The organism is Flavobacterium amniphilum (assembly GCF_023634845.1).
In the GTDB taxonomy this organism is placed as follows: domain Bacteria; phylum Bacteroidota; class Bacteroidia; order Flavobacteriales; family Flavobacteriaceae; genus Flavobacterium; species Flavobacterium amniphilum.
Map to the genome: position 1 here is coordinate 236,310 of NZ_JAMLJL010000001.1, position 24,449 is coordinate 260,758.

Consider the following 24,449-nt stretch of genomic DNA (forward strand, 5'->3'; position numbering starts at 1 on the left):
TTTGCTTGGTAAATATAATACATAAAAAAGATGAAATCATTTTTTGAAGCAATTGCTTGGTTATTTGAACAAATCCTTTTTGCTCCACACGATTTAATGCGTGCGACTGAGTTGAACAACTGGTGGATCGCTAACATCGTAAACTGGGTTCTTTGGGGAATCATCAGTTACTATATCGTTTACTGGACGAAGCAATTACAGATTTTCAAAGACAATAACGAAGACGAACAAGATACTACTGCTCACTCTTTTTTAAAGTAAGTCGCGGCCGATATCTTTTCTAAAATACATCTTATCAAAATGTAGTTTATCTATATTTTGGTAAGATTTTTTTATGGCCTCCTGGAAATCATTCCCATAAGAAGTAATCGCTAAAACACGCCCTCCGTTAGTCACTATATTTCCGTTATCTTCTTTTGTACCTGCATGGAAAACAATAGAATCTTCAATTGTTTCAATTCCTGAAATCACTTTTCCTTTTTCATAATCTTCCGGATAACCTCCTGATGCTATGATGATTGTCGTAGCGCTTCTTTCGTCAATCTCCAAAACAGCATCCTCAAGCTTTTGTTGACCAACTGCTTCAAAAAGTTCCACTAAATCTGATTTTATTCTAGGCATTACAACTTCGGTCTCCGGATCACCCATACGAACGTTATATTCAATCACCATCGGTTCTCCTTTTACATTGATTAATCCAATGAAAACAAATCCTTTATATTCGATATTATCTTTTTGTAATCCTTCAACTGTTGGTTTTACAATTCGGGTTTCAATTTTTTCCATTAAAACCGCATCTGCAAAAGGAACCGGAGAAACTGCTCCCATTCCGCCTGTATTCAATCCTGTATCACCTTCCCCAATACGTTTGTAATCTTTAGCCGTTGGTAAAATTTTATACGATTTACCATCCGTCAGGACGAAACAACTTAATTCAATTCCGTCCAAAAATTCTTCAATAACCACTTTTGAAGAAGCAGCTCCAAATTTAGCGTCAACCAGCATATTTCTCAATTCTTGTTGAGCTTCTGCCAAATCGTTCAGAATTAAAACTCCTTTACCGGCAGCTAATCCATCTGCTTTCAAAACATACGGTGCTTCCAACGTTGTTAAAAATTCGCAACCTGCTTCAACAGTTACTTTTGTAAAACTTTCGTAACGCGCAGTAGGAATATTGTGTTTTACCAAAAACTCTTTGGCAAATTCTTTACTTCCTTCCAGTTGTGCACCAATTTTTGACGGACCGATAACCGGAATGTGATTGATTTGACCGTCATTTTTGAAAAAATCATAAATTCCATGTACTAATGGATCTTCGGGGCCAACCACTACCATATCCACATTATTCTGTAATACGAAATCTTTAACCGCAATAAAATCCAATGGATTAAGAATAACATTGGTAGCAATTTGAGAAGTACCGGCATTACCCGGCGCTACAAAAAGTTGTTGGCATTTAGCGCTTTGTAACATTTTCCATGCTAAGGCATGTTCTCTTCCTCCTGAACCTAAAAGTAAAATTGTCATGATTGTTGTGTTGTTGTTTGTGGTGCAAAAATAGCTTGTTTTGAACAGAAAAAAAACAATTAGCAACGGCTTTCTGTATCATATTTCCTATTTTTGGACAAATATTCCCATATGATTCGGTTTTTTGATTGGTCCTTGTTATTGAATGGTTTCCCCATGAAGGAAGCAATCTCGGAATTCAAAAGGATTCTTACGCTATCAGAAACAGAGCATTCCGAGTTTGTTGAGAAAAGAAAAAATGAAATTGTTGCCTATCATTTGCAACACAATACCTATTACCGTGATTTCGTAGGTCGGCCAACAATAAGTCATTGGGCGGAAATTCCGGTGATGACCAAAAAAGATTTTCAAAAGCCATTGGCTGAAAGACTTTCCGAAGGGTATTCCGAAAAAACTGTTTTTAAGAACAAAACTTCAGGGTCAAGCGGAGACCCGTTTATTTTTGCCAAAGACAAATATGCACACGCCATTACCTGGGCATCGATTATTTACCGTTTTGGCTGGTACAGTATCAATTTTAACCAATCCTTTCAAGCCCGTTTTTACGGAATTCCGTTAGATTTTTTTGGATATACCAAAGAGCGGATCAAGGATTTTTTAGGGAAACGTTACCGGTTTTCAATTTTTGATTTATCCGATAAAGTACTGGAAAATGTGCTAAAGAAATTCAGCCGGAAAAAATTTGATTACATCAACGGCTATACCAGTTCGCTTGTATTGTTTGCTAAATTTCTCCAACAGAAGAATATCATTTTAACAGATGTATGCCCAACACTGAAAGTCTGCATGGTTACTTCAGAAATGCTTTTTGAAGAAGATAAAATATTATTGGAGAAATATTTAGGTGTTCCGGTTGTAAACGAATACGGTGCTTCCGAACTCGATTTAATTGCCTTTCAGAATACCAATGGAGAGTGGCAAATCAACTCCGAAACTTTGTTTGTGGAAGTTTTGGATGATAACAACCAGCCTTTACCATATGGCCAGGAAGGAAAAATTGTTATCACTTCGTTATTCAATAAAGCCCATCCTTTTATTCGTTATGATATTGGTGATATTGGTATTTTGGACGAAAAAAGTACTGTCCAAAAGCCTATTTTAAAAAAGTTAATCGGGCGCACTAATGATGTGGCAATTTTACCAAGCGGTAAAAAATCACCCGGTTTGACCTTTTATTATGTAACCAAAAGCATTATTGAAGATGATGGAAATGTGAAGGAATTTATCATCAGACAACTACAGAAAGACACCTTCGAAATTGATTATGTAAGTAAAAAAGAACTCGATTTAAGTCAAATTAAAAAGATAGAAGAAGCAATTGCCTTATATCTGGAACCCGGTTTAAATTTTTCTTTTAACCGAAGAGAAACATTACAAAGAACAACGCGCGGAAAACTGAAACAATTCCAGTCGATGGTTTAATTTCTGTATTTCCTAAAACCACGGTACATCCAGTGCAACATATAATATGCAGAAGCAAAAACATTTAATTTCTCAACTTCCCGGTAAAACTGCCATTGGTACTTGATGAGATTTTTTTTGTTGCGTGACAGTGAGTTTTCACGGATTCGGTAAATAGCTTGGGGCTTTTGTATGCCGTATGCAAAAGGAATATCTTTCAAATATTTCAGCCAAAGTCCCATATCCTGTCTTTTTCTGATGTCTGGCATAAATTTTATCCCTAATGTTTTTACATCCAGAAAGGCAGTCAGACAACTGATGGAATTACTTTTTAGTATATCAGTATACGTAACTTTTTCGGGTACGATAAAATCAGAATAGACAAATTCCAGATTCTCATTTGAGCGTCTGTAGGAAGAGAATACAAAATGGATTCCGGTTTCTTTGATAGTTGCAATACTGTTTTGGATAAAATCAGGAAACCAGATATCATCAGCATCCAAGAAAGTCATAAAGTCACCCTTAACCTGTTCAATCCCTTTATTACGCGCTCTTGAAGCACCGGAATTTTTAGTCAGTTGAATTAAATGAATACGGTGGTCATCTTCCATCATATTCTGGATTACTTCAACAGTTTTATCAGAAGAACAATCGTCCACGATAATCATTTCCCAGTTCGTATGTGTTTGTTTTTGAACCGACTGAATGGTATCTGCAATAAATTTTTCAGAATTATAGGTTGGGGTAATAATGGAAACCAGTTCACTCATTTAATATGCTTTTTCTTGTCCTCTGAAAATATTGATCACCGTTAAAAGAATAATTTTGATATCGAGAAATAATGACCAGTTCTCAATATAAAAAACATCATACTTGATGCGCTTCACCATCTCATCATCGGTTTCGATTTCCCCACGGTAGCCTTTTACCTGTGCTAATCCTGTAATTCCAGGCTTTACATGTAATCTGACATTATATTTCTTTATCTTTTTCTGGTATTCATTATTGTGTATCCATAAATGCGGTCTTGGTCCCACAATTGACATATCTCCAAGAATCACATTTAAGAATTGAGGCATTTCATCCATACTTGTCCGACGTAAAAAAGCACCTATTTTTGTGATCCTAGGGTCGTTTTTAGTAGTCATTTCCTCTGTTTTTTCATTGATATACATCGAACGGAACTTATAACAAAAAAATTCATTTTGATCCAGCCCGGGTCGTCCCTGTTTAAAAAAAACAGGCCCTTTTGATTCTATTTTGATTAAAATAGCCACTAATGGTATAAGCCATGAAAATACAAAAATTACGATAAGTAAAGAGAATACTATATCGAACAACCGTTTAACAATCTTATTCGGCAGATCGTTAAGAGGTGTTCTTTTTAGGGATAAAACAGGAAAAAACTCGTAATAATCAATCTTAAGACTTTTAGAGTAAATTTCACTTCCTTCAGGTATAAATTTAATTGTAATACGGTGATAATCCGAAAACTCAACTAATTCTTTCAATTCCTCTTCCGAAAGTTCTTTCAGTGCACAGTATATGTCATCAATTTTATTCTTCAGTACAAAATCCTGAATATCATCAATTTTACCCACTACCTCATCATCATCAACTTTATCCGAAAAAAATCCAAAAAAACGGTAACCATAATCAGGCCGGGTTATAAATAGTTTTTTAAGGTTAATCGCACTTTCCGTATGACCTATTATAATTACCCTGCGATAATTTCCTCCTAAAACAATCCGATATTTTTTGAGGTAATAGAATAACAATCCTTTAAAAAGAGTAATGTACAAAAATGTAAATCCGATAAAAATCAGGAATTGTTTAAAACTGGGAATAATTTCACGTGCTACCGAAAAATAAGCAATAACCACTAATGTAAAAAGCGTGAATTGCTTAACCAGTTTAGCTAAAATCTCTGCTGGTTTTGTGAAACGGAAAACTTCGTAAAATTCTGTAAAATAAGAAATTACACTCCACGAAATTAATTGAAACAGCAAAAAATAAGGCAGATAAACATTAAAGTTATTCAAAAATATTTCTGCTAGAATCACCAGCAGAAAAAAATCAATAACCACACTGATGGGTCTAATATATTTTGAATACCTTCCTTTTGTCACCTATTTATTTTATATAATCCTTGAAATCTTTATGGGCTTCTTTCAATAATTCTTCTTTAGGCAACGATTTAAAATACTCATAGGTAATTTTCATTCCTTCTGAACGGCTTACTTTTGCTTCCCAACCTAAAATGTTTTTAGCTACAGTTGTATCCGGCTGACGCTGCAACGGATCGTTTTCAGGCAACGGGTGGTATACGATTTTCTGATTCGTACCGGTTAGCTTGATGATTTCTTCAGCAAAATCCTTAATTGTTATTTCATCCGGGTTCCCAATATTTACAGGTTGCGTATAATCAGAAAGAAGCAATCTGTAAATTCCTTCCACCTGGTCATCAACATAACAAAACGAACGGGTTTGCAATCCATCTCCAAAAATCGTCAAATCTTCTCCACGTAATGCTTGTCCAATAAATGCCGGAATTACACGACCGTCGTTGAGACGCATTCTTGGTCCGTAAGTATTAAATATACGCACAATACGTGTTTCCAAACCGTGAAAACGGTGGTAAGCCATGGTAATGGACTCCTGAAAACGTTTTGCTTCATCATATACACCACGTGGCCCTATCGTATTTACATTTCCGAAATAATCTTCAGTTTGCGGATGAATCAAAGGGTCACCATATACTTCAGAAGTTGATGCAATTAAAATACGTGCCTTTTTCACTCTTGCCAAACCTAATAAATTGTGTGTTCCCAAAGAACCAACTTTCAAGGTTTGTATCGGGATTTTTAAATAATCTATTGGACTTGCCGGTGAAGCAAAATGTAAAATATAGTCTAATTCTCCTGGAACGTGAACAAATTTTGAAACATCATGATGGTAAAATTCAAAATGCTCCAATTTGAATAAATGTTCAATATTCTTTAAGTCTCCCGTAATTAAATTGTCCATACCAATTACATGGTATCCTTCTTTAATAAAACGGTCACATAAATGTGAACCTAAAAAACCAGCCGCTCCGGTAATTAAAACTCTTTTCATTTTATAAGGTTTGTAACAGACTTTCCTGCCACGGTTTTATATTGATATCAAATATCGCTTTTATTTTACTCTTATCCAAAACACTATATGACGGTCTTTTCGCCGGTGTTGGATAAGCTTCTGTAGGAATTGGATTTACAGTTATATTAATAGTATTAATTCTGAAAATTTCTTTTGCAAAACCAAACCATGAACAAATTCCTTCATTACTGAAATTATAAATTCCAGAATTTTGTCCATCGGTAGAATTTGGGTGCTCAATAATTGATAGAATAGCTTCTGCCAAATCAACGGCATTTGTTGGTGTCCCAATTTGATCGCTTACTACATTCAAAGTATCTCTATCCTGTGCTAAACGAAGCATGGTTTTCATAAAATTACTCCCGAATTGGGAGTATACCCATGAAGTTCTGATGATATAGTATTTTTCACAATTCTCCGTTACTTTCTTTTCACCATCCAGTTTAGTCTGGCCGTAAACACCGATAGGGTTTGTCTGATCCGTTTCCAGATAAGGGACTGAAGAGGTTCCGTCAAAAACAAAATCTGTTGAAATATGAATTAACGTTGCTCCAGAATTTTGACAGGCTTTAGCTAAATTTTCAGGACCAATGACATTTACCAAATGTGCTTTTTCAAATTCAGACTCAGCTTTATCCACAGCAGTATAAGCAGCAGCGTTGATGCAAAAATCTATTGCATTCGTTTCAAAAAACCAAGAAACTTTTTCTTCATTAGTAATATCCAGATCTTTTGAGGTAGCAAAAATAAATTCAATTTCAGGATACTTTGATTGGATATATTGCAAAGACTGTCCTAACTGTCCCGATGCTCCGGTTACTAAAACTACCATACTTTTTTTGCGTTTTCCAATGTAGGCAACACTTGATCCTTTTCGGAAATAATCAATTCATCTGCTGGAAATCTCCAATCGATATTTACTGTGGCATCATTGAAAATCAAACCTCCTTCACTTTCTTTATTATAGAAGTTATCACATTTATAAAAGAAAGTTGCTGTATCACTCAATACCAAAAATCCATGGGCAAATCCTCTTGGAATGAAAAATTGCTTTTTGTTTTCCGCTGTAAGGACAATAGAATACGATTGTCCGTAGCTTGGAGAATCCAGACGTAAATCAACAGCTACATCCAAAACCTCTCCTTCTAAAACACGGACTAATTTTGCCTGTGCATATTCTCCACATTGATAATGCAAACCACGTAAAACACCTTTTGTGGAAAAAGATTGATTATCCTGAACGAAATTAATTTTTTGTCCAATTCCGTTCTCAAACGTATTTTGATTAAAGCTTTCCATGAAATGACCGCGGTCATCATGGAAAACTTTAGGTTCTATAATAAAACAACCCTGAAGATTGGTTTCAATAAAATTCATTAACAGTTAAATATTTGCTCTAAAATCTTAATTGTAATCAAGTAAGTTGGTTTTACACCAGTTGTTCCCAAACCTCCTGAAGCCAATGTACTTCCGGTTTCCAGTGGGTTATCAGAAGCATAATATGCGTAACGTACTTTCACGTCAGGATTGATACTCTTACGGATTCTGGAAGCCGACTGAATCGCTTTCTGGTAGTAAGCACCTTCCATTTCCAGTCCGATTGCTGCCCAAGTTGATTCATGGAAGAATTTCAATAAATCCCTGTTTTGAAGTGATGTTCCCAATACGGTAATCATCGGACCTGCATATACCGGAATATCATTTCCTTCAAACATTTCGGCTGTCAATTCGTTTTCAAACGGATAGTTATCAGCAGTTCCTTCATTCACGTGTGCATTCGGGATCATGATATCTCCTTTTCCGCCTTCAAGGATTCCGGCTTTACCCATAATTGAAACCGATTCTACATTCAATAATGTTTTCTTTTTCTCGACTTTATAAGGTTTCAAAAGCTCGTCGATTGTTTCAAAAGCCTGTTCACCGAAAGCGTAGTCCATTACGATTAAAACCGGTGCCGCGCTATTGATTTTAGCACTTGGGAAGGCCGTTTTCTTCCAGTCGAATTTGGCTGTATCAAAAATCTGAACATCAATATTCGTTCCGGATTCATCAGGTTGTGAAATCATTCCGTGCTGTAAAGCAAAATCTTCTACTTTTTTACGTAGTTCTTTACTTCCAGAAGCAGATAAATCTTCATAAATCTGGTATTCTCCTTTTCCTTTGTATTTTGAAGCCAATACGTAAGGTGCAAAAACCGAATTCATCACACTGTGCATATTCGCACTGATGATATGGATTGGTCTTTCCAACAAACCATTGTCAGCTAAAGTCTTTTTGATATTGGTTGCCCAGATATCACCGTAAATGTGGTGTCCAAGACGTTCTCTCAATATCGGACTGAAAGTAATCGTTCTCTTGTTGTTGTCAACCACTTCTTCAATAGCGATTTTTCCTAACCAGTACACAATGTGCAAGAAACGGTCCGGTGAAGCACTATTTCCGAAATCGTCGTAAATATCACTAACCTCAGCAAAAGTTCTCCCTAATACATTAGCAGCATGGGAAATTGCTTTTTCACGTTCAATCAAAGTCAATTTTTTCGATTGAAGTGCAGCTTGCTCCAGTTTTTCCCAATCACGCGATACTTTTCCTTCTTCATCTACTAAAACTCTATCTTTAATCTTGTGAGACTCAATAAAAATAAAAGTCAGGTGTGTTAAGATATCATAGATATCCGAACGTCCCCTTGTGATTTCCACATTCATCTGTTCGTCGTCAATACGGTAACAGTTTCTGCGGCGTTTTGGCGGAACAATGGGTTGGAAATGTGATTTGGAATACCCTTCATCAGAAGTCAAATTAATGTAACGGCATTCTTCGATTCCTACCGGAAGACGCTCAATTACATACAATAATCCGTTTAATTCTACTTTTTCTTCGGCGATTGAACCGTAAATTTCCGGTCGAAGTTCTAATAAAGCTTCTCTTAAAGTTTCTCCAGAAACACCCATTGGTTTGTAGAAACCTCTGTTGAATAAATGTCTCATCGTAATGTACAGTCTTTCGATAGCTCCCGAAGACTCTTGCGCTCTTGAGCGCGAAATGTTTTTAATCTCTTTCATTAAATTTTATATTTTCTAACCCGCAAAGGTACGATTTTATTTTTAGTTTGTAAGGATTAGATTGATGGCAGGTTCAAAAACTCTTGTTTTTACTGGTAATCCTTCGGCATCTCTCTTAAATTCCTTTGTCCATTTTCCGCCTAAAAAAGTATAGGTGAACTCTCTTTCCACAAAATTGTAAAACGGTAACGGATAGTAAGTACGATGTGTTTTTGTTTTCCCGGGATCAGAAGCAGGAACCTCTTTTTCATACTTATTACTTTCAATAAACAATCTTTCGATAGCAACAAATAATCCGTTTTTTGGAAAAATCATATTTAATTTTGAAAGATCAAACTGAGTCATCCTTGAACCTTTTTTAACTTTGGCGATAAAGTCTTTTTCAATTAACTCATCCCCAGGTAAACCATTGGCATCCACTTCATAAAAATGAATTTTGATTGTCGCTTCATCAATATTGCTTTCGGTATAAACCGATACTTTTTTGATGTATTTATTCTTACCGTAATTGGCCTTATAAGGAAAAAATTTAGCGTCAAATCTTGGTCCGTTTTCAAATGCCTGGCGGATGGCATTTTCGGTTTTTCCGATTTCGATTTGTTTTGTTTCTTTTTTGTTACCGATTACAACTTCACCCAATTGATAAGTTGCCGGAACCATTTTAACCAATGAAACCTGAGAAGATTTCAGTTTGATTTTCTCAAATCCGAGAATAGAAAAGATTAAGATTTTTTCTTCTTTAATATTTAATGAAAAACTACCGTCAAGATCTGAGGTTGTTCCTATATTTTCATTTTCTACTAAAATATTTACATATGGAAGCGGCTCATTATTTTCATCAACTACTTTCCCTTTAACTTGTGCAAATACAACAATCTTCAAACAAAAGAAGAAGAATATGAATGAAATTTTTTTCATCAGCAATTTATTTTACTTAAAAAAATCAGCAATTTTACGGTCGTTGCTCAATCGCGGTAATTTATTCTGTCCGCCTAATTTGCCTATCGATTTCATGTACTCCTGGAATCCGTTTTTAGCAACTTTTTTAATGACAACCGTGCGCAACACATTACCGGTTATCAAATCATCATAATACACATTTTGTGATCGCATTGCCTGATCAACAGCATGTGAAAACTGTTCTAAATCGGATGGTTCATTTTCAAATTCGATAAGCCATTCGTGGTAAGGCAATCCCGATTGCGGGTTGATTTGAGGTGCGACCGTAAATTCGTTAACCTGAACATCGGTTCCTTCCATGGCTTCTTTAAGGGCAGCTTCGACTTCCTTACCGATTACATGTTCGCCGAAAGCCGAAATATAATGTTTGATGCGTCCCGATACGATAACCCGATAAGGTTTCAGGCTCGTAAATTGAATGGTGTCTCCAATATTATATGCCCATAAACCCGCGTTTGTGGAAAGAATCAACGCGTAATTGATTCCCAATTCTACTTCACCTATGGTGTAACGGCGCGGGTTTTCAGTAAAAAACTCATCGGCTTTTATGAATTCGTAAAAAATACCCGAATTCAGCAAAAGTAACATTCCTTTCTCTTTTTGGGAATCCTGATAGGCAAAAAAACCTTCGGAAGCCGGGAACAACTCGATTGAATCCACTTTTCTTCCAATCATTTTTTCAAATTTTGCCCTATATGGTTCATAATTTACACCACCGTAAATAAACAGATTGAAATTTTTAAAAATATCACCTACTGGTTTATTCGCTTTTGTTGCCAATTTTTCAAAGTACATCTGTACCCAGGATGGAATTCCTGAAATGACCGCCATGTCTTCGTTAAAAGTTTCTTCGACAATAGCTTCCACTTTGGTTTCCCAATCTTCAATACAATTTGTTTCCCATGATGGCATGCGGTTTTTCTGAAGGTATTCCGGGACATAATGAGCTACGATTCCGGAAAGTCTTCCCAGTTTAATTCCGTTCTTTTCCTCTAATGAAGGGCTTCCCTGCAGGAAAATCATTTTACCATCAACAAAATCAGCATTTCCGGTTTCATGAATATAACTCAAAATAGCATTTCGGGCCGCTTCAATGTGATATGGCATCGATTCTTTGGTCAGCGGTATATATTTTGCACCGGAAGTCGTACCGGAAGTTTTGGCAAAGTACAACGGCTTTCCTCTCCAGAGAATATTTTCCTCTCCACTAACTACACGGTCGACGTATGGGCGGAGTTCTTCATAATCCCTGACCGGAACTCTTTTGACAAAATCTTCAAATGATTTGATCCCGGAAAAATCATGGTCTTTACCAAATTGTGTTTCTTTGGCGAGATGGATTAATTGTTGGAAAATTTTTTGTTGGGTTTCAACAGGATGATTCGCCCAGCGCTGGGTTTTCCGGTGAATATATTTTGCAAATTGCTTGGCAATTAAAGATTTAATGGACATTTTTATGAATATTATCTTCTCATTAATTCGTTGAGAATTCTTAAGACAATCTGTTATTTTTTCTGTGCTTCTTTCTGCACTTGTTTGCGGAGTTCCAATTCTGCTTTGCCGGCTTCCATTTCATATTCGGAAGGGTCAACATAGTCTGAAGCAAGAATCGAATCTTTATTGACTTTCGCGTATTCCAGATCACCGGTTAATACCTTTTTCACCGATTTAATGTATTCATCGTTTTTATTTAACTGGAATTCCAATGAATCAGCTTTTATACCAAGTAACAAAGCGTCCTGTTTCAATTGAGTCGATGAATATCCGGGAATATATTCGCGCAGCGGTGTGAAAGCGATGATATAACTGGTCACCGAAATCAAAAATATTGCACCCAGACTTCCTAATATGAAAACATTCAAAATACTCAGCTTCAGTGAAAACTGTTCTTCAAAAGTTTCTTCATTTATAATCACCAAACGGCGTCTGGCTTTGATTGAATCAAAAAAAGCTTTTCTTTTTAATCTTTTCTTAGTCATAAGTGGGCAACTTAATCTACAAATATAGCAATTTCGGATTTTGGAAAGGCAATAAATAATAAATCGTTAAAAAATGAAAGTCTTGAATTTATCTTTAATATCTTTGCAGAATATTTAACACGCGAAAGCACAAATTGATTTATCATGGGAAGAATTGGAACTCCTGAAATTCTTATAATATTAGTTGTTGTTTTATTACTTTTTGGAGGTAAAAAAATTCCGGAGTTAATGAAAGGATTAGGAAGCGGACTTAATGAGTTCAAAAAAGCTTCCAAAGGTGAAGATACTACTGCAAAAAAAGAAGACGAAACTAAAGAGTAAACAGTTACTGTTTGCTTTTCTTTTATGGATAAAATAGACGCAAAAATTCTCAATATTTTACAGAAGGATTGTACACTTTCTGTGAAGGATGTTGCGGCTATGGTTGGGTTATCCTACACTCCGACTTACGAAAGAATCAAACATCTTGAAGAATCCGGAGTCATTAGAAAAAGTGCTGTTATACTCAATCCATCAAAAGTGGGTATTAAACTTTTTGCCTATTGTAATGTAACCCTTAAACAACAATCCAAGGAAAATTTACAATGCTTCGAAGAAGAAGTAATGAAAATGCCTGAAATACTGGAAGTAACCAGTCTTTCAGGCGTTTATGATTATGTCTTAAAAATCGCCACTACCGATATTGAAGCCTACAATGATTTTGTAGTGAACAAATTGGCCAATATTCCTAACATCGGTCAGTACCATAGCAACATTGTGATGAGCATGGTAAAAAATGAAACTTCCTATTATTTACCGGAAGATTAAACCAATTTTTTTCTTTTTTGGATAAATTCCTCTTTTATTTTATCGTTTTGTAAATTACCAATACTTCCTTCATGGGTATGGTTTAAAATTTTACTATTGTAAGCAAACTGATTTTCTTCAACCTGTTTTGAAACAATTTTATACGCTTCCCTAAATGGTATTCCGGATAAAACCAATTCGTTAACGGCTTCAACCGTAAATAGGTTCAAGTATTTTTCATCTGATAAAATATTTTCTTTTATACTGATATTTTCCAACATCACCTCAAGTATATCCAAACATTCTTTTAAAGAAATAATCGCCGGAAACAAACATTCCTTCGTTAATTGCATATCCCTGTGATAACCCGAAGGTAAATTATTCGTCAATAATGTCAGTTCATTCGGTAATGCCTGAATTCTGTTACACTTTGCCCTGATCAGTTCAAAAATATCCGGATTCTTTTTATGTGGCATGATACTGCTTCCGGTAGTCAATTCCTTTGGAAAAGTAATAAATCCGAAATTCTGGTTCATGTACAAACACACATCCATCGAAAATTTTGTCAAAGTAGCAGCAATTCCGGACAAAGCCATGGCTGTCACTTTTTCAATTTTTCCACGCGTCATCTGTGCATACACCACATTGTGATTCATCGACTCAAAATTGAGCAGTAATGTTGTGAAATTTCTGTTCAATGGAAATGACGAACCGTACCCCGCACCAGAACCCAATGGATTCTTGTTTGCCATATGGTATGCCGCAAGGATTAGTTCCAGATCATCACAAAGACTTTCGGCATAAGCGCCAAACCATAACCCAAATGATGAAGGCATCGCCAGTTGGAAATGCGTATAACCCGGTAATAAATCGTTTTTGTGCTTTTCACTCAAATCAATCAGGCTATCGAAAACTTTTTCAGTTTTTTCAACAATCTGTTTTAATTCCGACTTGATGAACAATTTGATATCCAGCAATGACTGATCATTTCTTGAACGTCCTGCATGTATTTTTTTGCCTACTTCGCCTTTCATTTGGGTTAATAGTAATTCAACCTGGGAATGTACATCTTCCACTCCTTCTTCAATAATAAATGTCTTATCGTATACGGTTTTCAGAATTGTTTCCAAACCATCATGGGCTTCTTTCAATTCTTCCGTAGTCAGTAATCCTATTTCGTGTAACATCGAAGTATGGGCAAGCGATCCTTTGATATCGGCTTCAGCCAGATACAAATCCCAGATTGCATCCTGACCAATAGTGAATTGCTCCACCATTTCTTCAATGGAAGTTTTTATAGTATCAGTTGTATTTTGCCACAGTTTCATTATCCGTCTCATTAAATTTTTCAAGCATTTCAATATAAATTTCAATGCCTTTGTTGATTTCTTCTACATAAATATATTCATTGGCCGTATGCGATCTTGCCGAGTCGCCCGGTCCCATTTTAAACGTTGGAAAGCCGTTCATCAAAGCTTGATCTGAAGTAGTTGGCGAAGCATAAATAGCTCTTCCTAATGCGATGCCGCTTTGTACAATAGGATGCTCTTTCGGTGCGAAAGAAGGATTCAAACGTGTCGAACGCGGAATCACTTCACAATCCACATGTTGTTTGATAATAGCCAAAGCTTGTTCGTTATTGTATTTATCTGTCGTTCTGATATCAACTGTAAATTGACAACTTTCCGGAACCACGTTATGTTGAACTCCGGCATTGATAATCGTTACCGACATTTTCACTTTGCCCAGCATTTCCGATACCTCCGGAAATTCAAACGTCCGGAACCATTCGATAGCTGCCAACGCTTTGTAAATCGCGTTTTCTCCTTCTTCTCGCGCGGCATGGCCTGATTTCCCGTGGGCAACGCAATCAATCACAAACAAACCTTTTTCGGCGATGGCAATGTCCATTTTTGTTGGTTCGCCCACAATTCCGAAATAGATATCTCCTAATTGGGGTAAAACAATTTCGACTCCATTATTCCCTGATATTTCTTCTTCTGCAGTAGCCGCATAAACCAAATTGTACTGTAAGTCCTGTCTGTCATAAAAATGTAAAAAACAAGCGGCTAGGGAAACCAACGGTCCACCGGCATCGTTACTTCCCAATCCGTACAAAATCCCATCTTCAATATCCGGGCTGAACGGATCTCTGGTATACTGTTTATTTGGTTTTACCGTATCATGGTGTGAATTCAGTAAGATTGTCGGTTTTGAATCATCAAAATATTGATTCTTTACCCAAACATTATGTAGCAATCTGGTTGTTGGAATGCCTTTCTGAACAAAAAAATCATTCAGGATTTCAGCGGTTTTATCTTCCTGTTTACTAAAGGATTCGGTCTTGATCAACTTTTGAAGCAATTCCAATGCCTCTTTTTGTAACTGTTTCATTTTTTACACTATTAATGTTCCGATAAATGCTTCCCCTTGTTCGCTGGCATAATCGGCGTGGCAGATTTCTACTTTTGCCACTTTTGATTCACTGGCTCTGAAAGCGTTTTCGAGTTTTGGCAACATACCTTTGGAAATAACCTGCTGTTCTTTAAGCCATTCGTATTCATTTTTGTCCAGGACACGCAGCCATGAACCATCCAAATCCGGATTGGTCAGTACACCTAATTTTTCAAAACAAAATCTCAGATTTACATCATTTTCTTCCGAAAGCGACATGGCCACTTCCGTAGCAATCGTATCTGCGTTCGTATTTAATAAATTTCCTTTCCCGTCGTGCGTAATCGGACTGATAACCGGAACAATTCCTGTATTAATCAGATTTTGCAGAAAACCAAAGTTGATACTTTCCACATCACCAACCCAACCGTAATCTATGGTAGGATGATTCCTTTTAACCGATTGGATGCTGTTCCCGTCGACACCGCTCAAACCGATGGCATTACATGATCTTGCCTGCAGTTTGGCCACAATGGTTTTGTTCACCAATCCGGCATATACCATCGCGGTAACCTTTAAAGTCTCGGCATCAGTAATACGTCTTCCGTCAATAATTTGCTGTTCTATATCCAAATCCTTTGCTAAGCTGGTGGCCAATTTTCCACCGCCGTGAATCAAAATTTTCGGACCTTTCAACTTGGCAAATCTGTTCAGAAAATCATCCAGTTTCACTGTATCATCAATAATGTTTCCGCCTATTTTTATTACGTGTACCATGTCTTTAAAAATTAGATTCCAGTATTTTTTTCAATACTGTCTGAACTGCATAAACCCTATTTTCGGCTTGTTGCAGAATCAACGAATTTTCGCTGTCCAAAACCTCATCAGAAACTTCGACATTTCTTCTCACCGGCAAGCAATGCATTATTTTTGCCGAATTAGTAACTTTTAGTTTTTCATTGGTCAACATCCAATCTTCTTCAACTGGCAATACTTTACCATAATCAGTGAAAGAAGACCAATTTTTCACATATACAAAATCGGCATCCTGTAATGCTTTTTCCTGATTGGTTTCAATAGTCGCTCCTTTTGTAAACGCCGAACTCAACTCGTAGCCTTCCGGATGCGTGATGGTCAAATCATATCCGCTGGCCAAAGTCCACTCTGCAAATGAATTGGCTACTACCTGCGGAATCGGTTTGATATGCGGCGCCCAGGTCAAAACCACTTTCGGCTTTTCTTTGGTTTTGTGCTCCTGAATCGTAATCATATCCGCCAAACTCTGCAATGGATGTCTCGTTGCCGATTCCAGGCTCACCACCGGAACTTTCGCATATTCAATAAACTGATTAATGATCTTGTCTGCATAATCTTCTTCTTTATTTTCCAGATTCGGGAAGCAACGGATGGCCAGAATATCACAATACAATCCCATTACAGAAGCTGCATCTTTGATGTGTTCCACGCTTTTACCGTTCATCACGGCTCCTTCTTCAAATTCCAATGCCCAACCATCGTTGTTCACATTCAAAATCATCACTTCCATTCCCAGATTTTGAGCCGCTTTTTGTGTACTCATTCTGGTTCTCAGACTTGAGTTGAAGAACAATAATCCGATGGTTTTATTTTTCCCTATTTTATCTGTTACCCCTGAATTTTTAAGCGTTATGGCTTCGTTGACCAAGGCCATGGGGTCTTCTATATCGTTTACTGCTGTAAAATGTTTCATTTCTCTTTCATTAATCATTTCCAACCGGACGTTTACTTCAAAATAATTTTCAAAGCTTTTAACAATGCATCCAGTTCTTTTTTGGTTACTGCCAATGAAGGCAAAATTCTCAGGGTATTTTTGTTGCTCGCGGTTCCGGTAAAAATGCCGAATTCTTCTAATAACCTTTTACGGACAGCGGCACAAGGCTCATATAATTCGATGGCTATCATCAATCCCTTCCCTCTTATTTCCTTAATATTGGGAATGGTAACTAATTGCTCTTTCAGGTAATCTCCCATTTTTTGGGCATTCTCCATCAGATTTTGTTTTTCAATCACTTCCAAAACTGCTAATCCGGCGGCACAAGCTAAATAGTTTCCTCCGAAAGTAGTTCCGAGCATTTCTTTTTTAGACTGAATGTGCGGCGCAATCAAAACTCCTGCAATTGGAAATCCGTTGCCCATTCCTTTTGCCACCGTAATGATATCCGGTTGGATTCCGGCGTGTTGATGTGCAAAGAATTTCCCCGTTCTTCCGTAACCCGACTGCACCTCATCCAAAATCAAAACGATACCCAGTTCTGTACATTTTTGGGAAACATACTGCAGAAATTGTTTCTCCGGAATCTGGATTCCGGCAACGCCCTGAATTCCTTCGATAATCACACAGCACACCTCATCGTTTACAGCCTGGTCGAAAGCATTAATGTCATTTAATGGTAAAAAAGTTGTGTTGTTGTTTTCGTTCACCGGCGCTACGATTGCAGGATTATCCGTGCAGGCAACCGCCAATGATGTTCTACCATGAAAAGCTTTGCTAAAAGCGATAATTTTTTTTCTTTCGTTGTGGAAAGAAGCCAGTTTAAAGGCATTTTCGTTTGCTTCTGCGCCCGAATTACATAAAAACAACTGGTAATCAGTGTAAGCCGAAAGTTGCCCTAATTTAGCTGCCAGTTGCTTTTGTTGGTCAATTACAATCGAATTGGAATAAAAACCGATTTTCTGCAATTGTTCCGTTAGGCTTGAAATATAATGAGGATGTGTGTGTCCTATTGAAATTACTGCATGTCCACCGTATAAATCCAAATATTGTTTTCCGTTTTTATCCCACAAATCAGATCCTGATGCTTTTACGATTTCGATATCTGAAACCGAATACACATCGAACAGGTTCATTTGTGCCGGACTATCTATAATTGTTGTTTCCATAATTAAAAAGCACTTGGTTTTAATTTTAATCCGGTTGTTTCGGGTAATCCGAACATCAGATTCATGTTTTGCACTGCCTGACCGGATGCTCCTTTCAGTAAATTATCAATCACACTCACGATCATGACATCATCTTCATTTTTTTCCAGATACAGCAAACATTTGTTGGTATTCACGACTTGTTTCAAGTGACAATTCTTTGGTGCCAAAAACACAAAAGGTTCATCCTGATACTTGTCTTCAAATAAAACCTGCAATTCATTCAAGGTTTTATCTGATTTCAAGGTGATACAGGCCAAAATACCTCTGGTAAAAGAACCTCTTTGTGGTAAAATATACAGGTTGCCCGAATAGTTGTCCTGAGCCTGTAACAAGCTTTGATTAATTTCTGCCAAATGCTGGTGCATAAAGGCTTTGTATACCGACAAATTATTCTGCCTCCAACTGAAATGCGATGTTTCGGTCAATGATTGTCCAGCACCGGTGGAACCTGTCGTGCAAGAAGCATATACTTCTCCATTCAATAATCCGGCTTCGGCCAAAGGCAAAAGTGCCAACTGAATTGCTGTGGCGAAACAACCTGGATTAGCGACGTAATTCGCATTCTGAATCGCTTCTTTGTTTAATTCCGGTAAACCATAAACAAAAGAATGATCTGCTGCTATCCTGTGGTCCTGACTCAAATCGATTATCTTAACCGAAGGTGAAAATTCAGTCACCACTTTTTTGGCTTCGCCATGTGCCACACAGAAAAACACCACGTCAACATTTGAATCGAAAGTCGCCGAAAACTTCAAATCAGTTTCCCCGAACAAATCATCATGTACTTCATAAATGAAATTACCGGCATTGCTTTTACTGTGCACAAATCCGATTTTCACCTGTGGGTGGTTAATCAGGATTCTGAGTAATTCCCCGGCTGTATATCCGGCACCGCCAATAATTCCGGCTTTAATTGTTTGCATCACTCAATTCTTTAGTAACCTGATGGTAAATCGAGGTTTGGTTTCCAAATATTTTTGTAAATCCTTTCACATCTTCTCCGCTCCAGCCGTTGTTCATTTCGCCATACGACCCGAATTTGGCCGACATTAAATCAAACGGACTCTCAATGCCGTTCAATTCATAGCGGTAAGGGTGCAACGTGATGTACACCTCGCCGTTAACGGTTTTTTGGGTGTTGGTCAAGAAAGCTTCTATGTCTCTCATGGTCGGATCCAGCATTTGGCCTTCATGCAACCAGTTGCCATACCAACCCGATAATTGTTCTTTCCAAAACAATTGCCATTTGGTCAGTGTATGTTTTTCCAATAAATGGTGTCCTTTTATAATCAATTCCGGAGCTGCCGCTTCAAAACCGACTCTTCCTTTAATTCCAATTATAGTGTCACCCACGTGGATGTGTCTTCCGATACCGAATGGCTGGGCAATTTGCTGTAAATACTCGATGGCAATTGCCGGATGTTCGAATGATTCGCCGTTTACCGAAACCAGTTCACCTTCATTAAATGTCAATGTTATGTCTAATGACTCTGTTGCAGAAACCGGAGTTGGCCAGGCTTCTTCGGGTAAATTCTGATACGAAGTCAAGGTTTCTTTTCCTCCTACAGAAGTACCCCACAATCCTTTGTTGATACTGTACACCGCCTTTTCAAAATTGAAACTCACGCCGTGTGATTTCAGGAATTCGATTTCCGCATCTCTGCTCAGTTTTTTATCTCTGATTGGCGTAATAATTTCCACATTAGGCAACAAGTGATTAAAAATCATATCAAAACGCACTTGGTCGTTTCCGGCGCCTGTGCTTCCGTGGGCAATTGTGCTAATTCCAAGTTGGATGGCATATTCGGCAATGCTTTTTGCCTGAACCGCTCTTTCGGCACTTACACTTAAAGGATAGGTTCCGTTTTTTAATACGTTCCCATAAATCAGAAACTTTATGCAATCGTCATAGTATTCCTTGCGCACATCAATGCAGGTATATGAAGCCACACCACATTGCAATGCTTTTTCTTCCAATACTTCAATCTCATCCTGATCAAAAGCTCCTGTATTGATCGTTACGGCATGCACTTCATAATTTTCAATTTTACTCAGATACACCGCACAATAAGTCGTGTCCAAACCACCACTATACGCTAATACTATTTTCTTCCTTTGCATTTTTTTGTTCTTTTATATTATCGTCATACAGCATGGCTGTACACAAACAATTTTTATAATTTTTACTTTTCAGGATTTCGAAATTCACACAACTCTGGCATCCTTTCCAGAATTTTTCATCGGTGGTTAATTCCGAGTATGTTACCGGTGTATAACCCAATTCCGAATTGATCCTCATCACAGCTAAACCTGTGGTTAATCCAAATATTTTGGAATTTGGGTATTTGGTTCTGGAAAGCTCAAAAATTTTAGATTTGATAATCCTTGCCAATCCGCTATGACGGAATTCCGGTGATACAATCAATCCCGAATTCGCCACATATTCTTCATTCTGCCACGTTTCGATATAACAAAACCCTGCCCATTCCTTATTTTCTGTCAAAGCAATAACTGCTTTTCCTTCCTGGATTTTTTCCACAATATATTCAGCCGATCGCTTTGCAATACCCGTTCCTCTCACTTTCGCAGATGCTTCCATCTCATCGCATATCGTCTGGGCGAAGTGAATGTGGTTATTATTTGCAATTTGAATACTAAACATAGATTAATTTTTGCGCAAATATACAAACAAATAGATATAATATCTTTTTTTAGTAAAATTTAACAGATATTTTATCTTTATAAATAAATTTAACAAGTGGTTTAACCTGTATATTTATGAATATCAGATATTTTATCCAAACAAAAAACCCTGATTTCGAATTGAAATCAGGGCATATATTTAAAAATATAATATGTTACATTATAGAATTTTACCAGTTATTTTAAAACAATCGTATATATGTTTCGAAAGCATAAATACGGTTTCTTTTATAACCTGTTAATTCTTTTAAAATCCCAAGGTTAACAAAATCAGCTATTAACCTATTTGCTGTAGAAGGGTGAACAGATAATAATTCGGCTATTTGCATACCGTCCAAGATTGGTTGTTTATAAAGTTCGTTGATTAATCTCTTTCCATCAACTTGTTTTCTTCCCAACTGAATTAATTTATTCAATTCAATTTCATCCCTCAATTTAATAATATTTTGAAATGTCTGAATACTCTTTTGAGCTGTTTCAACTACTCCCGTCAAAAAAAATAATAACCAATTTTCCAGATTCTCTTTAGTTCTTACTAAAGTTAAATTATCATAATAATCTCTTCTATTTCTTTCAAAAAAATCAGAAAGATATAAAGTCGGTTTTTGCAATAACTTTTTGTCAATTAGATACAAAGTAATTAACAATCTTCCAATTCTTCCATTTCCATCTAAAAACGGGTGTATTGTCTCGAACTGATAGTGTATAAGAGCTATTTTTATCAAATGAGGAACTTCTACAGGCAATTCTAATACATCAGAATTTATAAATTTTTCCAAATCTGACATTAATTCTGGGATTTCCTGATGTGCAGGAGGAACAAATACAGCCTCTTTTAAACTGCTTCCTATCCAATTCTGACTGGTACGATATTCTCCTGGTAGTTTTTCTTTTCCTCTGACTCCCTGTAATAAAATTTTATGTGTCTGCTTAATTAACCTATTTGAAATAGGTAATTGTTCCATTTCAATAACTGCTTCATTTAAAGCTTGAATGTAATTGTGAACTTCTTTCCAGTCATCTCTTTTTTCAGGATTTATATCTTCCTCTTTTATTAACGCTTCTTCAAACGAAGTTTGTGTGCCTTCTATTTTACTGGAAACTGTAGCTTCTTTCGTGATATGCATTTTAATAAAAAAATCAATATCAGGAATCAAATCTGAAAATGCATCCAACCTTCCCAAATATCTGTCAGCTTCACCTAATTTACTAATAATTGCAGGATTACTTATTAACCATTGCAAACATATTTTCTCAGGACTGAAACTTTTATATTCATATTGCTGAAGCCAATTACCTGCTTTAAAATCTTTTATATCTCTTGTTTGCATAAGTACAAATATAATTATTTTTATTTGCGGTTTTCCGTATAAGTACAAATACAATTATCTTTATTTGCAGTTTATAAAATCATCGTCAATTGAATTCTCTTTCTACTTTCATCAACCTCAACAACTTTCACCTGTACGTGCTGATGGAGTTTCACAACTTCATTCACATCGCTGACATAACCGTCTTTGAGTTGGGAAATATGAACCAATCCGCTTTCCTTGATTCCGATGTCGACAAAACAACCGAAAGCCGTAATGTTATTCACAATTCCCGGTAATATCATACCGCTTCTCACATCGGAAATTGTTTTTACATTCGGGTCGAACTCGAAAATTTTAGCTGCTTTACGTGGATCCAATCCCGGTTTTTCTAATTCTTTCAGAATATCTTTAATACCAAGGATTCCGACGTTTTCAGAAATATAATTCTCCGGTTTAATCTGGCTGATTTTTTCCTTACTTCCTATTAATTCATTAACTTTTACGCCCAAATCTTTTGCCATTTTCTCGACCATTTTATACGATTCAGGATGCACTGCCGAGTTGTCCAATGGATTTTTACCGTCTTTGATTCGGATGAAAGCAGCTGCCTGTTGGAAGGCTTTGTCTCCCAAACGCGGAACTTTTTTCAGTTGGCTTCTTTCTTCAAATGCGCCGTTTTCACTTCGGTACGCCACAATGTTCTCAGCCATTTTTTCACCAATACCCGAAACATAACTCAAAAGCGATTTACTCGCCGTATTGATATTAATTCCAACCGAGTTCACACAACGAACCACAGTGGTATCCAGTTCTTCTTTCAATTTAGTCTGATCCACATCGTGTTGGTATTGTCCCACTCCGATGGATTTCGGGTCGATTTTAACCAATTCGGCCAAAGGATCGGATAAACGTCGTCCGATAGAAACCGCGCCACGAACCGTTACATCATAACTTCCGAACTCTTCACGGGCAATTTTTGATGCTGAATATACTGATGCTCCGGCTTCCGAAACCACAAAAACCTGAACAGTTTTGTCGAAAGCTATTTTCTTGATGAAAAATTCGGTTTCACGGCTTGCCGTTCCGTTACCGATGGAAATCGCTTCAATGTTATAAGCGTTCACCATTGATTTCACTTTTTTCATCGCCATCGTCGTTTCATTTTGCGGTGCGTGTGGGAAAATGGTTTCGTTATACAGCAAATCACCTTTTTCATCCAAACAAACCACTTTACAACCTGTCCTGAATCCAGGATCGATAGCCAAAATACGCTTTTCACCCAAAGGCGGCGCCAACAATAACTGACTCAAATTTCCAGCAAAAACATCAATGGCTTTGATATCTGCTTTTTCCTTCGCTTCCTGTAACGTTTCATTGGAAATAGCAGGCTCAAGTAAACGCTTGTAACTGTCTTTAATCGCCAGTTCCAAATGTTCGGTGGTATCGTTATTTGATTTAATGATATTGTCTTCAATAAATGAAAGTGCTTCTTCTTTTTCGATTTCGACGTTCAGTTTGACAAAACCTTCGGCTTCGGCTCTTAACATCGCTAATAAACGATGAGAAGGTGCTTTACTGATTGGTTCTGCCCAATCGAAATACTGGGAAAATTTTTGGGCCGCTTCGTCCTCTTTTTTGGTTTTAACAACTTTGGTAGTAATTTCCGCTTTTCGCTGGAACATACGACGCAGATTTTTACGGATGTAAATATTTTCATTGATCCATTCAGCAATGATATCGCGGGCTCCCTGCAAGGCTTCATCTTCATTCGCTACCTTATTATTCAGGTATTTGGATGCCAAAAATTCGATATCGTCATTGCGTTGCGACATGATGATTTTCGCCAACGGTTCCAATCCGTTTTCACGGGCTGTATCAGCCTTCGTCTTCTTTTTCTTTTTGTAAGGAAGGTATAAATCTTCTATTTCCTGTAGGTCAAAACTGTTTTCAATTTTTGATTTTAATTCAGGCGTCAGGGCATTTTGCTCTTCGATCGATTTTAAAATACTTTCCTTGCGTTTGGCAATTTCGTCGAATTGCTTGTTCAGTTTGGCAATTTGCTCAATCACAACCTCATCCAAATTTCCTGTTTTATCCTTTCGGTAACGGGCAATAAATGGAATTGTGCAGTCTTCGGAAAGCAATTGTAGTGTAGCTTCTATGTTTTTTGGAACGGTCGAAACCACTTTTAAAATGTATTCTAAATTTGTCATTCGGTAAAATAA

At 37.0% G+C, this 24,449-nt stretch carries 24 protein-coding genes; 4 read left to right on the plus strand and 20 right to left on the minus strand.

What is annotated here, in order from left to right; genetic code table 11:
* The first annotated feature begins 30 nt into the window (after window positions 1-30).
* Complete coding sequence (locus NAT51_RS01040) at window positions 31-261, plus strand: DUF6341 family protein (RefSeq protein ID WP_250594191.1); 231 nt, start codon at window positions 31-33, stop codon at window positions 259-261.
* On the opposite strand, the gene purD is transcribed toward NAT51_RS01040, so the two are convergent.
* Complete coding sequence (purD, locus tag NAT51_RS01045; RefSeq protein WP_250594193.1) at window positions 253-1,527, minus strand: phosphoribosylamine--glycine ligase; 1,275 nt, start codon at window positions 1,525-1,527, stop codon at window positions 253-255. The genes NAT51_RS01040 and purD overlap by 9 nt on opposite strands.
* A 111-nt stretch (window positions 1,528-1,638) precedes the next feature.
* Between purD and NAT51_RS01050 the strand changes: the two genes are divergently transcribed.
* The gene (locus tag NAT51_RS01050; protein WP_250594195.1) at window positions 1,639-2,949 is read left to right on the plus strand and encodes a phenylacetate--CoA ligase family protein; all 1,311 of its coding nucleotides are present in this window, start codon (window positions 1,639-1,641) and stop codon (window positions 2,947-2,949) included.
* On the opposite strand, the gene NAT51_RS01055 is transcribed toward NAT51_RS01050, so the two are convergent.
* The 9 genes from NAT51_RS01055 to NAT51_RS01095 are packed head-to-tail and all read right to left on the minus strand — an operon-like array spanning window position 2,946 to window position 12,067.
* Window positions 2,946-3,698, minus strand: a complete 753-nt coding sequence (locus NAT51_RS01055; protein WP_250594196.1) for a glycosyltransferase family 2 protein — start codon at window positions 3,696-3,698, stop codon at window positions 2,946-2,948. The two genes, NAT51_RS01050 and NAT51_RS01055, sit on opposite strands and share 4 nt — an antisense overlap.
* Window positions 3,699-5,057 carry an undecaprenyl-phosphate glucose phosphotransferase gene (locus NAT51_RS01060; protein WP_250594198.1) on the minus strand — a complete coding sequence of 453 codons (1,359 nt, stop codon included), beginning with the start codon at window positions 5,055-5,057 and terminating at the stop codon, window positions 3,699-3,701. It lies immediately after the preceding gene.
* 4 nt (window positions 5,058-5,061) lie between these two features.
* Entirely contained in the window at window positions 5,062-6,045 is a 984-nt protein-coding gene (locus NAT51_RS01065; protein ID WP_250594200.1) for a UDP-glucuronic acid decarboxylase family protein, read from the minus strand.
* 1 nt (window position 6,046) lies between these two features.
* Window positions 6,047-6,898: a dTDP-4-dehydrorhamnose reductase gene (gene rfbD / locus NAT51_RS01070; RefSeq protein ID WP_250594202.1), complete on the minus strand. Its 852-nt coding sequence runs from the start codon at window positions 6,896-6,898 to the stop codon at window positions 6,047-6,049.
* The gene (gene rfbC / locus NAT51_RS01075) at window positions 6,892-7,443 is read right to left on the minus strand and encodes a dTDP-4-dehydrorhamnose 3,5-epimerase (RefSeq protein ID WP_250594204.1); all 552 of its coding nucleotides are present in this window, start codon (window positions 7,441-7,443) and stop codon (window positions 6,892-6,894) included. The genes rfbD and rfbC overlap by 7 nt, the downstream gene beginning before the upstream one ends.
* Complete coding sequence (locus tag NAT51_RS01080; RefSeq protein ID WP_250594206.1) at window positions 7,443-9,128, minus strand: DUF6909 family protein; 1,686 nt, start codon at window positions 9,126-9,128, stop codon at window positions 7,443-7,445. Before NAT51_RS01080 ends, rfbC begins: the two co-directional genes overlap by 1 nt.
* A gap of 42 nt (window positions 9,129-9,170) precedes the next feature.
* Window positions 9,171-10,046 carry a carboxypeptidase-like regulatory domain-containing protein gene (locus NAT51_RS01085; RefSeq protein WP_250594208.1) on the minus strand — a complete coding sequence of 292 codons (876 nt, stop codon included), beginning with the start codon at window positions 10,044-10,046 and terminating at the stop codon, window positions 9,171-9,173.
* 12 nt (window positions 10,047-10,058) lie between these two features.
* Window positions 10,059-11,540 carry a GH3 auxin-responsive promoter family protein gene (locus NAT51_RS01090; protein ID WP_250594210.1) on the minus strand — a complete coding sequence of 494 codons (1,482 nt, stop codon included), beginning with the start codon at window positions 11,538-11,540 and terminating at the stop codon, window positions 10,059-10,061.
* 53 nt (window positions 11,541-11,593) lie between these two features.
* Window positions 11,594-12,067, minus strand: a complete 474-nt coding sequence (locus tag NAT51_RS01095) for a peptidase (RefSeq protein ID WP_250594212.1) — start codon at window positions 12,065-12,067, stop codon at window positions 11,594-11,596.
* Between the two features lie 144 nt (window positions 12,068-12,211).
* On the opposite strand from NAT51_RS01095, the gene tatA reads away from it, so the two are divergent.
* Both tatA and NAT51_RS01105 read left to right on the plus strand, forming a co-directional pair.
* A complete protein-coding gene (tatA, locus tag NAT51_RS01100; protein WP_250594214.1) occupies window positions 12,212-12,388 on the plus strand; it encodes a twin-arginine translocase TatA/TatE family subunit in 177 nt (58 codons plus the stop codon).
* Between the two features lie 24 nt (window positions 12,389-12,412).
* The gene (locus NAT51_RS01105) at window positions 12,413-12,874 is read left to right on the plus strand and encodes an Lrp/AsnC family transcriptional regulator (RefSeq protein ID WP_250594216.1); all 462 of its coding nucleotides are present in this window, start codon (window positions 12,413-12,415) and stop codon (window positions 12,872-12,874) included.
* On the opposite strand, the gene argH is transcribed toward NAT51_RS01105, so the two are convergent.
* From argH to NAT51_RS01155, 10 genes are all read right to left on the minus strand, one after another.
* The gene (gene argH / locus NAT51_RS01110; protein ID WP_250594218.1) at window positions 12,871-14,181 is read right to left on the minus strand and encodes an argininosuccinate lyase; all 1,311 of its coding nucleotides are present in this window, start codon (window positions 14,179-14,181) and stop codon (window positions 12,871-12,873) included. The genes NAT51_RS01105 and argH overlap by 4 nt on opposite strands.
* Window positions 14,156-15,247: a M20 family metallo-hydrolase gene (locus NAT51_RS01115; protein WP_250594220.1), complete on the minus strand. Its 1,092-nt coding sequence runs from the start codon at window positions 15,245-15,247 to the stop codon at window positions 14,156-14,158. The genes argH and NAT51_RS01115 overlap by 26 nt, the downstream gene beginning before the upstream one ends.
* Before the next feature lie 3 nt (window positions 15,248-15,250).
* Window positions 15,251-16,024 (minus strand): acetylglutamate kinase, encoded by a 774-nt coding sequence (gene argB / locus NAT51_RS01120; RefSeq protein WP_250594222.1) that lies wholly within the window; start codon window positions 16,022-16,024, stop codon window positions 15,251-15,253.
* Between the two features lie 4 nt (window positions 16,025-16,028).
* The gene (locus tag NAT51_RS01125; RefSeq protein ID WP_250594224.1) at window positions 16,029-16,976 is read right to left on the minus strand and encodes an N-acetylornithine carbamoyltransferase; all 948 of its coding nucleotides are present in this window, start codon (window positions 16,974-16,976) and stop codon (window positions 16,029-16,031) included.
* A gap of 32 nt (window positions 16,977-17,008) precedes the next feature.
* The gene (locus NAT51_RS01130; RefSeq protein WP_250594491.1) at window positions 17,009-18,133 is read right to left on the minus strand and encodes an aspartate aminotransferase family protein; all 1,125 of its coding nucleotides are present in this window, start codon (window positions 18,131-18,133) and stop codon (window positions 17,009-17,011) included.
* A 35-nt stretch (window positions 18,134-18,168) separates the two neighbouring features.
* The gene (argC, locus tag NAT51_RS01135; protein WP_250594226.1) at window positions 18,169-19,131 is read right to left on the minus strand and encodes an N-acetyl-gamma-glutamyl-phosphate reductase; all 963 of its coding nucleotides are present in this window, start codon (window positions 19,129-19,131) and stop codon (window positions 18,169-18,171) included.
* Window positions 19,118-20,329, minus strand: a complete 1,212-nt coding sequence (locus NAT51_RS01140; protein ID WP_250594228.1) for an argininosuccinate synthase — start codon at window positions 20,327-20,329, stop codon at window positions 19,118-19,120. The genes argC and NAT51_RS01140 overlap by 14 nt, the downstream gene beginning before the upstream one ends.
* Complete coding sequence (locus NAT51_RS01145; protein WP_250594230.1) at window positions 20,298-20,870, minus strand: N-acetyltransferase; 573 nt, start codon at window positions 20,868-20,870, stop codon at window positions 20,298-20,300. The genes NAT51_RS01140 and NAT51_RS01145 overlap by 32 nt, the downstream gene beginning before the upstream one ends.
* A gap of 223 nt (window positions 20,871-21,093) precedes the next feature.
* Window positions 21,094-22,242: a Fic family protein gene (locus NAT51_RS01150; protein ID WP_250594232.1), complete on the minus strand. Its 1,149-nt coding sequence runs from the start codon at window positions 22,240-22,242 to the stop codon at window positions 21,094-21,096.
* Window positions 22,243-22,313: 71 nt separating this feature from the next.
* Window positions 22,314-24,437 carry a Tex family protein gene (locus tag NAT51_RS01155; RefSeq protein WP_250594234.1) on the minus strand — a complete coding sequence of 708 codons (2,124 nt, stop codon included), beginning with the start codon at window positions 24,435-24,437 and terminating at the stop codon, window positions 22,314-22,316.
* Between the last annotated feature and the right edge of the window lie 12 nt (window positions 24,438-24,449).

Coding starts and splice junctions, on each gene's coding strand:
- NAT51_RS01040 (WP_250594191.1), top strand. CDS start 31: ATGAAATCATTTTTTGAAGCAATTGCTTGGTTATTTGAACAAATCCTT.
- purD (WP_250594193.1), bottom strand. CDS start 1,527: ATGACAATTTTACTTTTAGGTTCAGGAGGAAGAGAACATGCCTTAGCA.
- NAT51_RS01050 (WP_250594195.1), top strand. CDS start 1,639: ATGATTCGGTTTTTTGATTGGTCCTTGTTATTGAATGGTTTCCCCATG.
- NAT51_RS01055 (WP_250594196.1), bottom strand. CDS start 3,698: ATGAGTGAACTGGTTTCCATTATTACCCCAACCTATAATTCTGAAAAA.
- NAT51_RS01065 (WP_250594200.1), bottom strand. CDS start 6,045: ATGAAAAGAGTTTTAATTACCGGAGCGGCTGGTTTTTTAGGTTCACAT.
- rfbD (WP_250594202.1), bottom strand. CDS start 6,898: ATGGTAGTTTTAGTAACCGGAGCATCGGGACAGTTAGGACAGTCTTTG.
- rfbC (WP_250594204.1), bottom strand. CDS start 7,443: ATGAATTTTATTGAAACCAATCTTCAGGGTTGTTTTATTATAGAACCT.
- NAT51_RS01080 (WP_250594206.1), bottom strand. CDS start 9,128: ATGAAAGAGATTAAAAACATTTCGCGCTCAAGAGCGCAAGAGTCTTCG.
- NAT51_RS01085 (WP_250594208.1), bottom strand. CDS start 10,046: ATGAAAAAAATTTCATTCATATTCTTCTTCTTTTGTTTGAAGATTGTT.
- NAT51_RS01090 (WP_250594210.1), bottom strand. CDS start 11,540: ATGTCCATTAAATCTTTAATTGCCAAGCAATTTGCAAAATATATTCAC.
- NAT51_RS01095 (WP_250594212.1), bottom strand. CDS start 12,067: ATGACTAAGAAAAGATTAAAAAGAAAAGCTTTTTTTGATTCAATCAAA.
- tatA (WP_250594214.1), top strand. CDS start 12,212: ATGGGAAGAATTGGAACTCCTGAAATTCTTATAATATTAGTTGTTGTT.
- NAT51_RS01105 (WP_250594216.1), top strand. CDS start 12,413: ATGGATAAAATAGACGCAAAAATTCTCAATATTTTACAGAAGGATTGT.
- argH (WP_250594218.1), bottom strand. CDS start 14,181: ATGAAACTGTGGCAAAATACAACTGATACTATAAAAACTTCCATTGAA.
- NAT51_RS01115 (WP_250594220.1), bottom strand. CDS start 15,247: ATGAAACAGTTACAAAAAGAGGCATTGGAATTGCTTCAAAAGTTGATC.
- argB (WP_250594222.1), bottom strand. CDS start 16,024: ATGGTACACGTAATAAAAATAGGCGGAAACATTATTGATGATACAGTG.
- NAT51_RS01125 (WP_250594224.1), bottom strand. CDS start 16,976: ATGAAACATTTTACAGCAGTAAACGATATAGAAGACCCCATGGCCTTG.
- NAT51_RS01130 (WP_250594491.1), bottom strand. CDS start 18,133: ATGAACCTGTTCGATGTGTATTCGGTTTCAGATATCGAAATCGTAAAA.
- argC (WP_250594226.1), bottom strand. CDS start 19,131: ATGCAAACAATTAAAGCCGGAATTATTGGCGGTGCCGGATATACAGCC.
- NAT51_RS01140 (WP_250594228.1), bottom strand. CDS start 20,329: ATGCAAAGGAAGAAAATAGTATTAGCGTATAGTGGTGGTTTGGACACG.
- NAT51_RS01145 (WP_250594230.1), bottom strand. CDS start 20,870: ATGTTTAGTATTCAAATTGCAAATAATAACCACATTCACTTCGCCCAG.
- NAT51_RS01150 (WP_250594232.1), bottom strand. CDS start 22,242: ATGCAAACAAGAGATATAAAAGATTTTAAAGCAGGTAATTGGCTTCAG.
- NAT51_RS01155 (WP_250594234.1), bottom strand. CDS start 24,437: ATGACAAATTTAGAATACATTTTAAAAGTGGTTTCGACCGTTCCAAAA.